The 15,830-nt window shown below is 42.4% G+C and carries 19 protein-coding genes and 1 pseudogene; 16 read left to right on the top strand and 4 right to left on the bottom strand.

Translation table 11 applies throughout. From position 1 onward, the window contains the following. Nucleotides 1-194: 194 nt before the first annotated feature. The gene (locus QUB80_RS28200; protein ID WP_289792773.1) at nucleotides 195-3,908 is read right to left on the bottom strand and encodes a CHAT domain-containing protein; all 3,714 of its coding nucleotides are present in this window, start codon (nucleotides 3,906-3,908) and stop codon (nucleotides 195-197) included. Between the two features lie 570 nt (nucleotides 3,909-4,478). On the opposite strand from QUB80_RS28200, the gene QUB80_RS28190 reads away from it, so the two are divergent. From QUB80_RS28190 to QUB80_RS28145, 10 genes are all read left to right on the top strand, one after another. Further along, nucleotides 4,479-4,778: an antibiotic biosynthesis monooxygenase family protein gene (locus QUB80_RS28190; protein ID WP_289792772.1), complete on the top strand. Its 300-nt coding sequence runs from the start codon at nucleotides 4,479-4,481 to the stop codon at nucleotides 4,776-4,778. 514 nt (nucleotides 4,779-5,292) lie between these two features. Further along, entirely contained in the window at nucleotides 5,293-5,721 is a 429-nt protein-coding gene (locus QUB80_RS28185; protein WP_289792771.1) for a MarR family winged helix-turn-helix transcriptional regulator, read from the top strand. Between the two features lie 92 nt (nucleotides 5,722-5,813). After that, nucleotides 5,814-6,206, top strand: a complete 393-nt coding sequence (locus QUB80_RS28180; RefSeq protein ID WP_289792770.1) for a hypothetical protein — start codon at nucleotides 5,814-5,816, stop codon at nucleotides 6,204-6,206. A gap of 253 nt (nucleotides 6,207-6,459) precedes the next feature. Beyond that, the gene (locus QUB80_RS28175; RefSeq protein ID WP_289792769.1) at nucleotides 6,460-7,425 is read left to right on the top strand and encodes a helix-turn-helix domain-containing protein; all 966 of its coding nucleotides are present in this window, start codon (nucleotides 6,460-6,462) and stop codon (nucleotides 7,423-7,425) included. 123 nt (nucleotides 7,426-7,548) lie between these two features. Continuing rightward, nucleotides 7,549-8,313: an SDR family oxidoreductase gene (locus QUB80_RS28170; protein ID WP_276748904.1), complete on the top strand. Its 765-nt coding sequence runs from the start codon at nucleotides 7,549-7,551 to the stop codon at nucleotides 8,311-8,313. Nucleotides 8,314-8,351: 38 nt separating this feature from the next. Then, complete coding sequence (locus QUB80_RS28165) at nucleotides 8,352-9,341, top strand: aldo/keto reductase (RefSeq protein WP_276748902.1); 990 nt, start codon at nucleotides 8,352-8,354, stop codon at nucleotides 9,339-9,341. A gap of 16 nt (nucleotides 9,342-9,357) precedes the next feature. Continuing rightward, nucleotides 9,358-9,513, top strand: coding sequence for a hypothetical protein (locus tag QUB80_RS28160; RefSeq protein ID WP_289792768.1), 156 nt, complete (start codon nucleotides 9,358-9,360; stop codon nucleotides 9,511-9,513). Between the two features lie 316 nt (nucleotides 9,514-9,829). After that, nucleotides 9,830-10,399, top strand: a complete 570-nt coding sequence (locus QUB80_RS28155) for a hypothetical protein (protein WP_289792767.1) — start codon at nucleotides 9,830-9,832, stop codon at nucleotides 10,397-10,399. A gap of 17 nt (nucleotides 10,400-10,416) precedes the next feature. Next, nucleotides 10,417-10,845 carry a hypothetical protein gene (locus QUB80_RS28150; protein ID WP_289792766.1) on the top strand — a complete coding sequence of 143 codons (429 nt, stop codon included), beginning with the start codon at nucleotides 10,417-10,419 and terminating at the stop codon, nucleotides 10,843-10,845. A 5-nt stretch (nucleotides 10,846-10,850) separates the two neighbouring features. Beyond that, nucleotides 10,851-11,624, top strand: a complete 774-nt coding sequence (locus QUB80_RS28145; RefSeq protein ID WP_289792765.1) for a hypothetical protein — start codon at nucleotides 10,851-10,853, stop codon at nucleotides 11,622-11,624. A gap of 10 nt (nucleotides 11,625-11,634) precedes the next feature. Here the strand turns inward: QUB80_RS28145 and QUB80_RS35330 are convergent. The 3 genes and pseudogenes from QUB80_RS35330 to QUB80_RS28125 form a co-directional block, all read right to left on the bottom strand. Continuing rightward, a pseudogene (locus tag QUB80_RS35330) lies at nucleotides 11,635-12,120 on the bottom strand (PIN domain-containing protein). 2 nt (nucleotides 12,121-12,122) lie between these two features. Beyond that, entirely contained in the window at nucleotides 12,123-12,203 is an 81-nt protein-coding gene (locus QUB80_RS28130) for a hypothetical protein (RefSeq protein ID WP_289792785.1), read from the bottom strand. After that, entirely contained in the window at nucleotides 12,172-12,366 is a 195-nt protein-coding gene (locus tag QUB80_RS28125; protein ID WP_289792762.1) for a UPF0175 family protein, read from the bottom strand. The genes QUB80_RS28130 and QUB80_RS28125 overlap by 32 nt, the downstream gene beginning before the upstream one ends. 238 nt (nucleotides 12,367-12,604) lie before the next feature. Here QUB80_RS28125 and QUB80_RS28120 point away from each other — a divergent pair, with 238 nt between their 5' ends. The 6 genes from QUB80_RS28120 to QUB80_RS28090 all read left to right on the top strand — a co-directional run bounded on the left by QUB80_RS28120 (nucleotide 12,605) and on the right by QUB80_RS28090 (nucleotide 15,671). Beyond that, nucleotides 12,605-13,084, top strand: a complete 480-nt coding sequence (locus QUB80_RS28120) for a GNAT family N-acetyltransferase (protein ID WP_289792761.1) — start codon at nucleotides 12,605-12,607, stop codon at nucleotides 13,082-13,084. A gap of 332 nt (nucleotides 13,085-13,416) precedes the next feature. Beyond that, nucleotides 13,417-13,734, top strand: coding sequence for a PIN domain-containing protein (locus QUB80_RS28110; protein WP_289792759.1), 318 nt, complete (start codon nucleotides 13,417-13,419; stop codon nucleotides 13,732-13,734). 276 nt (nucleotides 13,735-14,010) lie between these two features. Beyond that, nucleotides 14,011-14,211 (top strand): hypothetical protein, encoded by a 201-nt coding sequence (locus tag QUB80_RS28105; protein WP_289792758.1) that lies wholly within the window; start codon nucleotides 14,011-14,013, stop codon nucleotides 14,209-14,211. Beyond that, nucleotides 14,211-14,471 (top strand): ParE family toxin-like protein, encoded by a 261-nt coding sequence (locus QUB80_RS28100; RefSeq protein ID WP_289792757.1) that lies wholly within the window; start codon nucleotides 14,211-14,213, stop codon nucleotides 14,469-14,471. The genes QUB80_RS28105 and QUB80_RS28100 overlap by 1 nt, the downstream gene beginning before the upstream one ends. 113 nt (nucleotides 14,472-14,584) lie before the next feature. Then, nucleotides 14,585-14,842: a hypothetical protein gene (locus QUB80_RS28095; RefSeq protein ID WP_289792756.1), complete on the top strand. Its 258-nt coding sequence runs from the start codon at nucleotides 14,585-14,587 to the stop codon at nucleotides 14,840-14,842. Nucleotides 14,843-15,407: 565 nt separating this feature from the next. Then, nucleotides 15,408-15,671, top strand: a complete 264-nt coding sequence (locus tag QUB80_RS28090) for a CopG family antitoxin (protein WP_289792755.1) — start codon at nucleotides 15,408-15,410, stop codon at nucleotides 15,669-15,671. Nucleotides 15,672-15,830: the final 159 nt, after the last annotated feature.

The raw sequence follows: 15,830 nt of genomic DNA, 5'->3' as shown, positions 1-15,830 counted from the left end.
GTCGACATAGCTGAGACACCCTTTATTTTTTCTTCTTAATTCCAGTCTCAGCTTTTTTTTGCACCTAAATCAACCCGTCGAACTCACGTTAAATAAGTAGACATAGTTAAACTGAAAATACTTTATTTGCCTGTAGTTGGCGCTTTAGCGAAGACAGCGCTAACTACAACCTTTTATTATTCATGTCTAGCGACTTAGCTCAAATTACCTGTTAACTTAAATCCTGCCCAGTAGTAAGGATGATTGTAAAGCTTTTTATCTGCTGCCATTTGTCTACTTCTGTGCAATTGTGCTGCTAAATGCGTTCTAATTCTTAATTCCTCAGCAGGTAGTTGATTGATTGCATCTTCGTACCATTTGGTCATCTGCCCGGCAGTTAGTTCCCTCAGCCATGCTGTTGCTTCTAAAAAAGCAGTAGTTATTGATTGATTGAGCTTAATTCTTCGGTAAAATTCAATCATTACCAAAGCAGCGGCAGCTGAGTCTACAGTCCACAGGTTGTTCACTACATAAGGAACTCCCAGACTGAGAAAAGCGTGAGCTAGACTGACATATTCGGTGGTGATGCTTTGGGGGTAAGACATTTCTGTTTCAGCAGCTGACAGCGTAATCAGTTTGTAATTTACTAAGGAATTTTTACAAATTTCTTCTAGAGTGAGTTTATCGTGTGCTAATAATAATGCTGATTGATGTGGATGAATCAAATTTTCAGTTAATTGCCCAATAAAGTGAAGCAGATTGCGATCGCCACTGAGGGCATTTTCTATCTGCTGTTTGGTAGCCTGTGACTCTGGGATGCGTTGACAATTATCAAATAACTGACTAATCAATTCAGCTTCGATTTTGGCAAATTTCTGTCTGGAATAAACCGTGCTGCTTGGTTGTTCGACACTCAATAAACTCGGTTCATCTGTCTGTCTTAAAGATTTTGATTTTAGAAATAATCCGATTTGCGCGGTTGGCAAGTAAGTAATTGTGAAATTTGCATTCAAAGTTGATGGTTCTTCCTGGGCAGCAGCAAGATGGAAAAGGGCATGAAGAGGATAGGCGTGCAAATCGCGGTGGGGAATTAAAATCAGTTGGGTAATGTCTTCGAGTTCCTGTATGGTTGCAGAAATGTTGAGGATATTTTTGAGTTGTAAAAGCCTCCGTTCCATGTCTAAACGCCAGGAATGTTTGCTTTTGCTTTGTTCGTCTTCACTGACGCGGCGATATTCCTGATATTGTTGATTCCATTCTTGTACCCATTTTTCAAATTCAATTAAGCGTACTACTGCTTCGGGTACAGGTAATTCATCAATAGAATCAAAATTGAGTACGGGTGTAAAGATGGGGATGGGTTCTGGAGAATTGTATTTGATGACAAATATGCGTAGAGTGCAAGGGGTAATATGCCAGCAAATGATCGCAGTTGTGGGATTGAGTAGTTGGTGAACGTCAGCGTAGGTAGGTGAGTAAATTTCATCAGTCCAACCATATAATAGCCAGTTCAAACAGGCGTTTTTGCCTTGCTCTAAAATTTCCCAGGCAGGAGCTAAATCTCCATACAGGATGGCGATATCAACGGTTAACTGGGCTATACCTGCAAATTTCAAAACGAGTTGCTTTTTACTTTCATCTGTGCGATCGCTTTCGTTTAACAAACTTTGCAATAAATAAATGGCGCGTTGCTGGTATTCGTGTGCTGATGCTTTTTCTGTCAAAACAACCAGCGCTTTGATCAGATTTTGCAGCACCTCTAAATGCAATAGAGTCAATCCTTCTGCGGTGAAAGCATAGAGTGCTTGTTCGTATGCAGTTGCAGCTTGCAGCCAATAATGGCGGGGTGGAGAATGTTGTTTACCTTGTTCGTAATGAGCATTACCGATCGCGAGATAAAGTGTAGCCCAACCTTCAGGGTGAGTTGTTGGGCTAATATATCTCAACCCTTGTTGATAACTTACTAATCTGCCATCATAGCCGCGCTCGTTCAAGGCAGGATTGATATTAGATTGTTGTTGTACAAGCCCTTCAAAATTAACTGCACCTCCAGCAGCATTACCTCGCCCCAGCCAGGCTTCCCAAGCATCTGGTTGCAGAAGTAGAGCCTGATCGTAAGAGGCGATCGCTTCTTCAAATCGCTTCAGGTGAGATTGAGCTACGCCTAAGTTGTACCAGATCAGATGAAAATCGGGTTTAAGTTCTATCGCTTTGTAGTAGGAGGCGATCGCTTCTTCCCGACGCCCCAAATTATCTGAGGCGACACCACGGTTGAACCAGGTTAAATAAAAATCGCTCTTGATCGCGATCGCTCGATCCCAAGAGGCGATCGCATCTTGCCAATTTCCCAAATTTGCCAATGCTACTCCCCTGTCAACCCAAACGTCGTGGAAGTCAGGATTAATTTGCGTAGCGCGATTGTAAGCTTTAATTGCATCTGCCCAATTTGCTACTCTCTCTAGCTCGCTTCCTAGGGCGTACCAAGCTTCGTGACAGTCGGGATTAATTTCTGTGGCTTGGTGGTAATTGGCGATCGCATCTTCCCAACAACCTAAATTAGATAGTGCCAATCCTCGGTTATACCAAGCTATATCCAACTGGGGATCGGATTCAATTGCTCTATCATAGGAAGCGATCGCGTCATTATGTTGCCCATTCTCAGCGAATGCCACGCCTCGCCAATACCAACTTAGGGAGTCTTGAGGTTGCAGCAGTAGTGCTTGATCTAAACCGAAAATTGCTTCTGTTATGTATCCTAGTTTCAACTGCATTAAACCCCATCCAGAGTAGGCTTCTTGATAGTCGGGTTTTAATTCTAATGCTCGGTGGAAGCAAGCCAGCGCATCGGCAAAATATCCTAGCTCACTTAACGCTGCACCTTTGTTGTACCATCCTTTGTAAAAATCCGGTTTAATCTCCAGTACTTTGTCGTAAGAGGCGATCGCTTCGGTAAAATTGCCTAAATAAAATAACGTCAAACCTCGATTAAACCAATATTCGCAGACATCAGGTTTCAGTTCTAGGGCTTTGTCATAATGTGTCATCGCTGTTGCTAAATCGCCGTTCTTGGCTTGTTGCAGAGCTTGGTAAAAATATGCTTGTGCTTGAGTTGTAATGCGATCGCTTACTATTCCAATAATGGGGTGTGAGTTGGTTGACGGAATTTCTAGTTCAACAGCTAATTGTTGGGCAAAGTTATTACTATGTTCCCAACCCACTAACAAATCATCCGTTGTCAGAGTTTCTTGTATCCAAACTCCTTCCTCATCACCAGAATTAATTAAGGTTGGAGATATACTTGCAGTATCTTCTTTTACTGGTTGTAAACCTGTGACAACATTAGGATGTATTGTCTCTAATACATCCTTTTCTCCACCTTCCCACAATCTTTCGCCAAAATTACGTATCAATTCTATTCTAGGATTACTGACATCTTGCTGTTGCGTTAATTCTGGATTTGGTAGTGGAACTTGGATGGCGATCGCCCCAGTGGTTTCTAAATCTTTGTCATTATTTTCCCAATAATCCTCGCCTAAGTTCCGCGTCAGTAACCGTATACCCAAATCGTAAGCAAGATCTCCAACAGTCCCGATTCCCAATTCTCCTAGCTGTACCATCCTTTCTGCTAACTGATTGTTTGGAGCGGGTGAAGTCAGTAATTTTTCACCAAAGTCCAGCAACCATTCTATCCAACGATCAACACTGATACGATGCTCCATCCGTTGCAAATACTTGATTGCCCAATGCTTACCTCGTGCTTGATACACACCTTCTAACAATTGGGTAAACAAATATTCTAAATCCGCGTTAGTTAGTTCGGGCGGCTTTCTTACCACCTGATGTCCAGCTACAGCCCTTGCAGAAGCATACCGCTTTTTTTTGGGAGACTGCCGGAACCTTTTAAGCCATCGCACCAGCCACTTGAGCATTTTGGGAACTCTTGGATGTTTTCCTGTAGATTTTAGCGATCGATGTCTAAAAAACTATTGAATACGTAATAAACCGATGTAATGAACAAGATACATTTGACATATTGTTAAGCATATTTTGTACATTTATACAGCTTTTCTCTAAATGGATGGTCAATTATATAACATACATTTTTGTTAATCAGGTTTTTAGCATCATAGAAGCGATCGCTCCAAGTTGAGTTTTTGAGAATGCGCCTTTAATTGCAATTAGGATATTGAGCGGCATCAAACAAGCAACCGATAGCGTTATTATTGCTGTAATGTTGGGTTAGCCGATAAACTGTCCTAATCCAAAAATATTGTCCTGTCAAACGTAACAATTGATGAAATTCAGCGCGATCCCTTAAAATATACACGCCAAGTGGAAGCTGGTGTAACGTTTGTTATTATTCAAGCAGATAAACAGATTGCTGAACTCAGGCCTATTCCATCGAGCGGTAAGCAACTTCGACCATTTGGTTTATGTGCTGGTGAATTCACAGTCCCCGATGATTTTGATGCACCAATGTTGAGCTAGCATTTCAAACCATGATATTGGAAGTTGCGATTCTTGAGGTGAAACCTGATTTAACTGAAGAATTTGAAGCTGCCTTCAAAACAGCCTCAACTATTATTGCTTCTATGTCAGGCTATATCTCCCATGAGCTTCAACGATGTCTAGAAACTACAAATCGCTATATTCTGCTTGTACGTTGGCAGCAATTAGAAGACCATACTATTGGGTTTCGACAATCAACAAAATATCAAGAGTGGCGATCGCTACTCCACCACTTCTACGAGCCATTTCCGGTTGTGGAGCATTATGAAAGCGTTTTATTTAACTCTTGATCTGAGTTTTGCCATCTTTCCCAGAACGCAGGCTAACATAATGTCCTAAGTCTGATGGGGCTATAGTTTATGCCTTACGAACTTGGTCTTCAATATAGTGTCTGTATTAGGCGTGTTATACGGAAAATGTCTGTATAAATACCCTATACAGGATGGTTATATGGAAAGTTTCAGTATAGTGTCTGTATTAGGCATGTTATACGGAAAGTGTCTGTATAAATACCCCATACAGGGTGGTTATATGGAAAGTTTCAGTATAATCAATAGTTAACCTGCTGCGCTTAATGGTAGGGCAGACGAAGGAACTTGCGGAGGAGGATTCAATACCGTTTACTCAATAAATGTTTTTTGTGCTAACATTTATTGAGTAAACGGTATTAGCTTTATGAAGAGGCGAACAACCCCGAAACAGCCCTCAAGAGGCTCAAGTTCATCAATCTACTCACCTCCCTCTGACAGCTGCGAATTAGACTGGGAGCCTTTGCCTGAGTGTCTTGGTCACTGGACAGGCTTCGTGCTGCATTGGGTCACTGAGCTTGGTGCACAGTTTTATGCTCGTGCGATGGCTCCCCTAAATTTACGTCCGCTTCAGGTTGGTATTCTTCAATTACTAGCGGCTGAAGGTGCAATGGTTCAAGCACGACTCGGTGAGAAGCTGCGCGTTGATAAAGCTACAATGGTCACTCTTCTAAATGGTTTGGAAGAACAAGGGTTAGTTGAACGACGACCTCATACGAGCGATCGCCGAGCCTACGAAATTCATCTTTTAGAATTTGGCAAGCAACAACTCCGAGCAGCAGAAAAATTATCAGTTGAAGCTGCACAACAATTCTTTTCCGCTTTGACACCGCAGGAACAGCAAACTCTCAATGAACTGTTGAGGCGGGTTGCAACAAGCAACGCCTCATGGAAACCATCAACGTTCAAAAAGACTGCTGAATAGCTCAAACTAACAGTACAAGAGATATAAACACCATGAGTACAGCAATTCTTGTTTTCGTAGTTGCTTCTTTTGCGACCTTCTTCAACAATGCTTTGCATTGGTACACACAAGTTACAACTTATCCACTTCTAAGTTGGGTTGGGCAAGCAGAGTTCGTATCGTTCCACAAAGAGTATGAGCGTAGGCTGCCATTCAGCATTTATGTGCCTTACACATTACTAATGTTCAGTACACTTCTTCTGATATTCTTTCGTCCGGCAGAAATCGAACTTGAATGGGTGTTTGTGTTACTTATACTGAATGCGTCCATTATGATTGTGAGTCTTGTCTTTGCTGTCCCCATTCATACTCGGCTTGATCGTCAGGGTTACCCCGACAAAGCTGGGATTCGCGAACTCATTCGATACAATCGCGTTAGACTCATTGTCTCATCGACTAGTAGCATTATTATGCTGTACTTAATGATAGGTTTGTTGATGAGCTAGGCAGCGACTTCCCTGTAGTTGATCGTATTGACCAGCAGGCTAACAACACAGTGGAGCGGACGGCATAGAGCCTTTGGACTTCATTTCGGCATCTCTACCACCGCTCACTTTAGCCGTTAGCTGGCTTCGTTTGATTGGTTAGAGTGTAATTTAGAAGTGATTGTCGGTATTCGGCATTAGGCTGATTGAAAGTTATTGGTGAGACGCTGAAAACTGTTTTCTTTCCAAAGTAAGTTTCACCCAATTGGCTTTCGTGGCAAATTTAGTCCAGATTCTTCGCTTAACGCTTATCCTCATGACAGGTCAACAACCCGTTCCCAAGAAAACATCTACCCTGGCATTTGAGGAATACACCTCTTCCAGTCCAGTCTTGTCAAGCGTCCATGCGGATTGGCAAAATTTACTGCTGAGAACATATATTGAACCAGCTTCGTTGGACTATTTACTGGTTCCCGCTGTTCCTGATCCATACATTGTGCTTCAGGTTGCTGGTACAACCACAGTGAGTTTGAGGGAAGAAGGCGAATCCTGGAGTACAGTTCAAGTTCATCCTGGAGAGCTTTTTTTTACAACGGGTGGCGGAAATCCTTACGAAGTGCGTTGGAGAAGTGAGTCAGATGAACTCATTGAAACAGTGCATCTTCATCTCAACCACCAATTCTTGGCTAGAACAGGCGAACAAGTTGCAGAGATTAACCCTTCTCGGATTGAGTTACTTGAACGCTCTGGTATTCGCGATCCGTTTGTGGAACAGATTTGTTCAATGTTGAAACAGGAGCTAGAACAGCAAGAGATTGGTAGCAAACTTTATGCTGACTCAGCCGCACAACTGTTAGCTGTCCATTTGTTGCGTCACCATTGCACGATCGAACATCAAGTCAAGGAGTATCAAGGTGGGCTACCTCAAAATCGCCTTTGTCGTGTCACTGATTATATACAGGCCCATTTAGAAACTACTATCTCGCTGGATGATTTGGCTCAACAAGCTGGGATGAGCAGCTATCACTTTGCACGTCTCTTTAAACAATCAACTGGAGAAAGCCCCAATCAATATGTGGTACGCTTGCGAATCGAAACTGCTCAACGGCTCTTGCGGGAAACCAATTTAGGCGTGTTGGACGTAGCGTTGTCCGTCGGATATAACAGCCCTAGCCATTTAGCAACCCAGTTTAAACGCCTCGTCGGAGTCACGCCCAGCGCCTACCGTCACAGCCATTGAAGAAAGTAGCAAGATTCCGAAGCCGATCGCAAGAAACCGAGCGAAATGCACTGCTTGTTGCCAATACATTAAAGGCATCAAGTTAGTTTTCGTGCTTGCAATCAGAAATAAGGAGTTTGAAAGATGTACGCATTTGATGAAAAAGTCGTGATTGTTACGGGTGGTAGTTCTGGGATTGGTCAGGCAACCGCGATTGCCTTTGCTCGTGAAGGCGCAAAAGTGGTTGTTGCCGATCAAGAAATTGATACGGGCAGGGAAACCGTTGAACTAATTCAAAAAGCGAATGGCACAGCCCTGTTTGTTCAAACAGATGTCAGTCAAGCTGCGTCAGTCAAAGCAATGGTAGACAAGACTATTGCTGCTTATGGAAGGCTCGATTATGCCTTTAACAACGCAGGAATTACACTTGCTCCCAATCCACTGGCTGACCAACCTGAAGAGATCTATGACCGTGTGATGAATACAAACGCGAAAGGGACATATTTGTGTATGAAGTACGAGATTCCACACATGCTCAAATACGGCGGTGCAATTGTCAATATGTCCTCGATCGCTGGCGTGACTGCTACATCTGGATTTTCTCCATACACCGCCAGCAAACATGCCATCTTGGGGCTAACGCGATGTGCAGCCTTAGATTATGCTAAATCCGGTATTCGTATCAATGCAGTTGGTCCAGGCACAATTGATACACAAATGCTGAAGGATTTTGTTCACATGGCAGGTGATGATCCAAGTGTTCTAGAAGGGATTCGAGCGGCTCATCCAATCGGACGTGACGGGAAGCCTGAAGAGGTTGCCAGTGCAGTATTGTGGCTTTGTTCTGACGGTGCTTCATTTGTCACGGGGCAAATGCTCATGGTCGATGGCGGTTTTACGGTTCAGTAGCCCTGAAGAAACTAATGAATTTTTTGGAGAAGCAAGTCATGAAATATTGCACTTTGGGTAACAGTGATCTCTCAGTATCCGCGATCGGCTTTGGAGCAATGGTTTTGTCTCCAGGTATCTATCAATCCGTGAACGACGAGGAATCGCGGCAAACGCTTCAGCAAATTCTCGATCTAGGTATCAATTTCATCGATACTGCTGATATCTACGGAAATGGACACAATGAGCAATTGATTGGAAGCGTGATTCGGAAACAGCGCGATCGCGTTGTGCTGGCAACCAAGTTTGGCGGGGATGTCACAGAAACAGGGCACATTCAAACAGGCAACGGACGACCTGAATATGTGCATCAGGCGATCGATGCTAGCTTGCAGCGATTGGGAGTTGATTATGTGGATGTGTACTATCTGCATCGAGTTGATCCGGCAACACCTATCGAAGAAACGGTCGGTGCAATGGCTAAATTAGTTCAAGCAGGCAAAGTTCGTTATCTTGGACTCTCGGAAGTATCGGTTGAAACCATTCGGCGGGCGCATCAAATCCACCCAATCACAGTCGTTGAGTCAGAATACTCTTTATTCACTCGTGACCCGGAATTGGCAGTACTTCCCGCCTTACAGGAACTTGGAATTGGTTTTGTTGCATACAGTCCTCTGGGACGCGGTTTTTTAAGCGGTCAGATCAAGCGAGGACAGACTTTTGCACCAGACGATTGGCGACGGACGCAACCTCGTTTCCAAGGTAAAAATTTGGAGCGAAACTTAGATTTGGCGGAGACGGTTGAGCAAATTGCATCTGAAAAAGGAACCACAGCCGCTCAGTTAGCTCTTGCTTGGTTACTGCATCAAGGCGATAATATCGTCCCAATTCCTGGCTCACGTCGGTTCGAGAATATGCGCCAGAATGCCGAAGCCGCAAACGTTTTGCTAACAGAGCGAGACTTGTCACGACTCAATGCTGTGCTACCCGCAGGAGCAGTATCGGGCGATCGAGCAGATCAGGCATATATCATGAACACTAATCGATAATGCTTGAGAGCTTGCATTGTCAATATCTTGTCGTGGTGGCAGCCAGCTAACAACGCAGTGGAGCGGACGAATCAAGTCTTCTCGCTGCGTTTCAGTCATATCTGTTGCCGCTCACTTTAGCCGTTATGCCGCAAGTCCTCGGTCGGGATGTGACCACGATTTTGTTGGCTAAGGTATAAAAGTTACGCTGTTGCCCGTGTTCCATTAGCTAACATCTTTAGGTTAATGGTAAGGAAAACCGTACCTAAATATGTGGGCGTTGTATAAAAAGTACGAGTATACTAGCGAGCAATCTTGAAAGCGCTAAAAAGCTGATCATGCCAAATTGCCCATACTGTGATGTTCTAATCGACGAGGCCTATAATTTCTGCGTTAGTTGTGAGCAGCAGGTTAAGTGTTTGGTATGCAGCAGTTACCTAATGAAGGATAAGAGTAAGTGCCTTAAGTGTGGTACTTCTCTAAGTGTGTCGCAAACTACTGCAACTCCTATGAATAATTTTTCATTGGAGGAAGAGCAAACAGAAAGCAACTACTCAAGAAAGCTAAATCTATCGTTCACAGATACGGCGATCGATAAAGTTGCATCTGCCTTGGGAGGATACGTTCCGTTTAATCCACCTAAAAGTCCAAAGCCAGTTGCACGTCCCCAGCAACTTGCCTTGCCTTTTTCGTCAGCCTCAACAGATAATAACCACTTTGATCAATCAGAAGAACTGATCGAAGAATCGATAGAAACTACATCGGAAAGTGTTTTAGACGACAATTCGCCTTCAAGCTACTTTGAAAAAGATGAGCAAGGCTTTCTTGTTTCGGTTGCTCCTGACTACAAAGGGAAAAACAAAAAACTGCAGCAGCAGAGGTTTAGCCTGTTGTATGTTTGGGCTTATAACTTTATTTGTGGAGAGGCTGTACCTACTAAAGAACACTTGAACCAAGCTGCGAGAATCAATGGGGTTTACGACAAGAATTACTCAAAACATCTGACTGATGTAGCTAATCGCTTTTTTATTAAATCTGATGGAACCTTCAAGCTTAATCCAGGGGGCGCTCTGAAGTAAATAAAATTCTGATTGAAATGCAAGATGCAGATTTAAGCGGTCTTGAATACTGGAACTCAACTCGAAAGAATTCAAATCGAGGATCTCGCATAACAAAGGAAGATACTCAGAAAGTTGATCAGTGGCTTCAACTTCCGTCTAGGTTTGATCATTTCGATGTAAGAACTTTAGGTACTACTTATAAATATGCCTTACTCGCTCTATATGACATTACTAAAGAACTAAAAGCACAGGAAGCTGTAAAGCCAGGAACAGCATATGAATATCTTGTTAAAAGATATAAAACCATCTCGGTTAATAAAGTTAATTTTTCAAAGGCTTTAACCAATACTAGAGATTACGGTAAATATTTTAGTCGAACATCTGAAGGATTATATTACCTCTCTCCTGAAGCTGAAACTTTAGTGGCAGGATGGCTCAGCCAAAATAATGAGCAGAATCATTAAGAATTATGAGCATTCAAAGATCTCAGATTGAGACAGCCTTATCTACAAAACTTCCGCAGGAAATCATTTCTGCTTTGCTTGATGAGTATCAACATATTAAGCAACAGTTTTTTCTGAGAAAATTTCAGCCAGCAGAGCTAAATGCTGCTCGATTCAGTGAATGTGTTTTACGCTTAATAGAATTCCTAGATACAGGAAATTACACTCCTTTTGGGAAGCAGTTGAATACACAAAATATCATAAACCGTGTTTCTAACAATACTGGTTTACCAGAGGGTATTCGCTTTTTCATTCCTCAAATCACAAGAGTTCTTCTTGATATTAGAAACAAAAGAAATGTTGCTCATGTTGGTGGAGAAGTAAGTCCTAATTATTCTGATTCTCTGCTTGTCTCTCATTCTACAGACTGGATTTTGGTTGAGCTTATTCGCAACTATCATGCAAATAGTATTGATGAAGCAAGAAAAATAGTTGAAAGCATTAATGAAACCAAAATTCCTGTAATAGCAGAAATAGGAAGCTTTGTACGGGTTCAAAACACAAAACTCAAAGCAGATCAAAAGACTTTACTTATTCTGTATTACAAACAGCCAGATAAAGTTAGTGATGCGGACTTGATCAGATGGATTAAATATTCAAATGCTAGTAGATACCGAACTGAAATTTTGAAATTATTAGATGATGAAGCTTTAATTCACTACGAAAATGGGTCTTGTACACTTCTTCCTAAAGGAGTTATTTATGTTGAGAAAAATATAAGCCCCGAATTGATTGTATGAATTTGATGATTTACTCGTCTGCTTCATTCAAAACATTTGCATAAAGTTGGCTGCTGATTCGGAAATTTGCTTGACTTGTCAAATCATCCATTATAGGTTTAACTGCCTTGATTAAATTTTGGCGTTTTGCTAACAGCAGAATTCCCAGAACACCAGCGATCTTTAGACCAAAATCTTTCGCGGCTTGTCTACCCAAACGCTCGTCGATTAATAATCAGCTTGCTCCTACTTCAACAGCAAGTGCAATCGCCTCCGCTTCACCGATATTAACGCGGGTTCTTAACTCAGAAACCAATTGTTAATTTTGTACTGAATGAATTTCCAGCCAAGTTGCTGATTGAACTGCTGTAACCACAGTTTCTCCGGTTCTTTCATCCAGTAATTCTTCACGCACCGCATATGGAATCAAAATTCCTCCATAAATTTTTTGCATTAAACTTAATTGTCCAACTTTTGCCAAATTTGAAATGGGTGAGGTATTACTTACTATGATCACCGCTAGTTCGCATCCTGTAGAGTATTGAGATCGTCTTGAAACTCAGCGACATCATAATGAACACAGATACCTCGATCTGCCAACAGTTTTTGAAACTGCATCCGATGGATGCAGTCCTACTAACTCACTCGCTTTTCCCAAACTAATTTTGTCTTGTCGGAACAGCATAAGCACAATTTCCAGAAATAGCTCGTTTTCTGAAAAGCCACTGGCTTTTACTAGATCGTCTGAAATCACCAAACTCATGCTTCTCCCTCCAACTCTTAAATCTTCTGCTTAGATCGTAGCAGCCAAAGTAAAAACAGGTTAGGCTCTTGACAGTTCTGGCTCTTGTGGCGGCGCGGCATAACACTGCGTTGGTGCGGACGGAACAGAGGTTATCGGTGAGTGTTCAAGGTTATCTGCCGCCGCACAACTTCACCGTTAGGGCGCAATGTTGAGAGAAAGAAATTTTTGCTCTCAAACAGTTTTAAGGGAAATTGTAATGAGATTTTCCTATCAAAAACTTGAGAAGGAACATGCACTATCAATTCTTCGTTGGCGTTATGTTTCCCCCTATGACTACTACAACTTTGATGTCGATACTATCCAAGAAGACTTATGTTATCTAATTGACCCCCAAAATACCTTTTATGCAATCTTAAATGTGCACAAAGAACTTGAAGGCTATTGCTCTTTCGGAGCAGATGGCCAAGTACTAGGCGGAGACTACTGCACTGAAGCCCTTGACATCGGCATGGGAATGCGACCGGACTTAGTTGGTCAGGGATATGGCAAGCACTATGCTCAAGCCGTGGTGAGGTATGGGGTCAATCAATATAGAGCACAGAAGTGTCGGGTAACGATAGCGGAATTCAACAAGCGGGCGCAACGGGTTTGGGAGCAAGTAGGATTTGAGCAGATAGGGAGGTTTGTCAAAACCGGTACTGAAGAAGAATTTGTAATTATGATTTATAAAGTCTAGCTTTATCTGTTAGACGAACAGTACATCGGAGCTTGATGCTATGACTATCTCTTTAGATTTACCCTCAGAGCTAGAGAATGAGCTTTCTACTGAGGCCTCCCAGCTTAAGTTACCTCTTACAGAGTATATTCTGCGCGTTCTCTCCTCTCGCCCTTTTCTGCAAAACCCTCCCAAAACAGGTCTAGATCTTGTTGCCTACTGGGAAAGCGTTGGGGTGATCAACTCTCGACCCGATATCGCTGATAGTCAGGAGCACGCACGCAGGTTGCGCGACCAGACTGAACACCGTGAGCGAGCTTAGGTAGCGAATGTACATAGTCGATACTGATGTCATGATCGACATCCAGAGGGGTTATGAGCCAGCACTGGCTTGGTTTGCCTCTCTCCCAGAACTGCCAAGCATTCCTGGTTTTGTGGTGATGGAATTGATTCAGGCTGCTCAAAATAAGCAACAAGTGCGTAAAGTCCTACAGCTTGTAGCGCCATTGGCCATTGTTTGGCCTACTGAAACCGACTGCGCCCGTGCTCTATCTGATTTTACGGCCTATCATCTGTCTCACAAGGTTGGTCTGATTGATGCTTTGATTGCAGCCTGTGCCGTTGGGCATAACGCAACTCTGTGCACTTTCAAAGTGAAGCCTACCAAGTGATCTCAGGATTAAGCATGGAGCAACCCTATAGTCGCTAAGCCGCCTAACACTGCGTTGGTGCAGACGGTACAAACGTGATCGGTGGGTGTTCGAGGTTATCTGCCGCCCCACAACTTCACCGTTATGCGTTTAATTCTCGGTTGGGGTGCAGCCGTAAGTTTATCTGTTTGTGTTCAAGAGGTGTTCAGAGAAAGGCTGGATAGCCAAAATGCAGAGGCACCCTACCCTTTCCGGTGAAGCTATAATTTCCTTAAGGGCAAAGAGGTACAACTGGCTATGTCAAACCTTGACCAAATTGAAGCAGCAATTCTTTCATTGCCATCCAGTGAATTTGAGCAGTTAAGGCTGTGGTTCCTTGATTTAGACTACGAACGCTGGGATAAACAGATAGAGCAAGATATTGAAGACGGTAAGTTAGAGGCATTTGCTCAGGAAGCGATCGCTGAGTTTGAAGCGGGTCATTGCCGAGAAATTTGATGCACTATACAACCCGGAAGCTTTGGCAATACTACGACGCATTACCTAAAAGTGTTCAACGAACGGCAGATGAGTGTTACAAGTTGCTTAAAGTTGACCCCTCTCATCCATCCTTGCATTTCAAGAAGTTGGGCAAGAAGTATTGGTCAGTTCGGGCAGGGTTAAGTTATCGAGCTTTAGGTGTCGAAGTCGAGAATGGTATTTCCTGGTTCTGGATTGGAACACATGCAGAATATGACAAGTTGATTGGCAAGTTATAGTACGGCATAACCATTCAAATACAGCGGACAGCCCAAATGCCTTTTGCCTCGTTTTAGAGTTCTCTGCTACCGCGCATCTTTCCCGTTATGCGTCATATGAGAGGAGGCAGAAAATGATAAATTTTGAAATTAGTGATATTAGAGAAATGACAAAGATGCTTGTACCAGCAGCAGACATTGACAGTTATTTTACTTTTTATTACGACGAAACAAATAATATTAGAAAATTTTATGTAAGAAAAATCGACTTTAATTCCTCTTTTAATTCAAATTTTGTTTTAGGTGGTTTGGTTCATGAAGGAACACAACCCAATATCAAACCCTTATTTGACAGACTTAACTTACAAAATAATATTTTTTTGTTGGTTTGATAGGTAAACTTGCTAATTATATCAACACTAATTCAGGAGAAAAAATCATAGATGACCTAGATTTATTATCTGAGAAGCAACTGAATAATATTGATTCGCTTATAGACCTGTTAAACAAATCTCATGGCAAGAATATCGCTTTTTTGCATTCAATAGACAGTTATGAAGAATTAACAAAAATGAATTTAATACGTGAAATTAGAGATAAAAACCACGCATAACTACATAGAATTAAATCAGTCGATAGTCTAAAATCAAGGTGCTACAGCAGTTTAGGGTTGGCAGTGTGAGAATCGAAAAAATCATCTGGCTAGACACAATTATAGAAAAGCTTGCTGTAAAGCACCGTGTTGAGCCTGATGAAGTAGATGAGTAGAGGAGGTTCTTCGCAACAGACCCAAATTTCGATTTATGTAGAAAGGCGATCGAGAGGGGGAAGACGTGTATCTTGCTTTGGGACAAACGGATACTGGACGTTATCTCGCAGTGTTGTTTATTTATAAGCCTTTCGCTCAAGCTCTGATTTTAAGTGCAAGGGATATGGCAGATCAAGAGAGGAAACTGTATGGCAGAAAATAAGTCTAAGCAGTTACCTCAATTTAATACTAATCAGGAACTTGTAGAGTTCTTTGATGCTCACGATCTGGGTGAGTATGAGGGTGAACTGCCAGAGGCGCATTTTGATGTTGACATCAAACGGAGCCATTATTTAGTTTCGATTGACAGAGATTTGATGAGTAAGCTTTTGAAAGTTGCTAAAGAGCAGCAAATTTCGGTTGAAATGCTTGTAGATTCCTGGTTGAAAGAGAAGCTTATAAAAGCAAGTTGAAGCGGTGGCATAACAGCGCCTATGCTTAGGGATTTCCAAGAAATAAATTATCCAAAATAAACAAACCACAGAGGCACTGAGAAGACTGAAAAATAAGGAACAGAGAGGTTTATTGCGTTAGGTGGTTGAGTGTGTTTTATTTGGAAGTCCCTTAAGCCT

The organism is Chlorogloeopsis sp. ULAP01 (genome assembly GCF_030381805.1).
Classification (GTDB): domain Bacteria; phylum Cyanobacteriota; class Cyanobacteriia; order Cyanobacteriales; family Nostocaceae; genus Chlorogloeopsis.
Note: the sequence above shows the minus strand (reverse complement) of the source record. Positions and strands in the feature narration are given on the sequence as shown.

Excerpts from the sequence above, each read along its gene's own strand:
- QUB80_RS28200 (WP_289792773.1), bottom strand. The coding sequence starts at position 3,908 with ATGCTCAAGTGGCTGGTGCGATGGCTTAAAAGGTTCCGGCAGTCTCCC.
- QUB80_RS28190 (WP_289792772.1), top strand. The coding sequence starts at position 4,479 with ATGATATTGGAAGTTGCGATTCTTGAGGTGAAACCTGATTTAACTGAA.
- QUB80_RS28170 (WP_276748904.1), top strand. The coding sequence starts at position 7,549 with ATGTACGCATTTGATGAAAAAGTCGTGATTGTTACGGGTGGTAGTTCT.
- QUB80_RS28165 (WP_276748902.1), top strand. The coding sequence starts at position 8,352 with ATGAAATATTGCACTTTGGGTAACAGTGATCTCTCAGTATCCGCGATC.
- QUB80_RS28155 (WP_289792767.1), top strand. The coding sequence starts at position 9,830 with ATGAATAATTTTTCATTGGAGGAAGAGCAAACAGAAAGCAACTACTCA.
- QUB80_RS28150 (WP_289792766.1), top strand. The coding sequence starts at position 10,417 with ATGCAAGATGCAGATTTAAGCGGTCTTGAATACTGGAACTCAACTCGA.
- QUB80_RS28145 (WP_289792765.1), top strand. The coding sequence starts at position 10,851 with ATGAGCATTCAAAGATCTCAGATTGAGACAGCCTTATCTACAAAACTT.
- QUB80_RS28125 (WP_289792762.1), bottom strand. The coding sequence starts at position 12,366 with ATGAGTTTGGTGATTTCAGACGATCTAGTAAAAGCCAGTGGCTTTTCA.
- QUB80_RS28120 (WP_289792761.1), top strand. The coding sequence starts at position 12,605 with ATGAGATTTTCCTATCAAAAACTTGAGAAGGAACATGCACTATCAATT.
- QUB80_RS28110 (WP_289792759.1), top strand. The coding sequence starts at position 13,417 with ATGATCGACATCCAGAGGGGTTATGAGCCAGCACTGGCTTGGTTTGCC.
- QUB80_RS28105 (WP_289792758.1), top strand. The coding sequence starts at position 14,011 with ATGTCAAACCTTGACCAAATTGAAGCAGCAATTCTTTCATTGCCATCC.
- QUB80_RS28100 (WP_289792757.1), top strand. The coding sequence starts at position 14,211 with ATGCACTATACAACCCGGAAGCTTTGGCAATACTACGACGCATTACCT.
- QUB80_RS28095 (WP_289792756.1), top strand. The coding sequence starts at position 14,585 with ATGATAAATTTTGAAATTAGTGATATTAGAGAAATGACAAAGATGCTT.
- QUB80_RS28090 (WP_289792755.1), top strand. The coding sequence starts at position 15,408 with ATGGCAGAAAATAAGTCTAAGCAGTTACCTCAATTTAATACTAATCAG.